The 253-nt window shown below is 56.9% G+C and carries 1 pseudogene; it reads left to right on the plus strand.

The annotated features are described in order from the left end of the window. Positions 1 to 253, plus strand: a pseudogene (locus IV91_RS15955) (IS21 family transposase); the annotation flags it as partial.

Raw genomic sequence — 253 nt, forward strand, 5'->3', positions numbered from 1 at the left:
TCGGTACTTCCTGCCCGGACCTACTCCCCCCAGGATAAAGCCAAAGTCGAGTCTGCGGTGCAGGTGGTTGAGCGTTGGATCATGGCTCGTCTGCGTCATCACCGGTTTACCACGGTTAACGAGGTGAATGAGGAAATCACCCCGTTGCTGGAACGGCTCAATCACAAACCGTTTCAGAAACTGCCCGGCAGCCGTGCCAGTACTTTTGCAGTGCTGGATGCACCGGCATTGCAACCCCTGCCGGTTCAACGCT

Origin of the sequence: Ferrovum myxofaciens (assembly GCF_000735045.1) — a bacterium.
Classification (GTDB): Bacteria; Pseudomonadota; Gammaproteobacteria; order Burkholderiales; family Ferrovaceae; genus Ferrovum; species Ferrovum myxofaciens.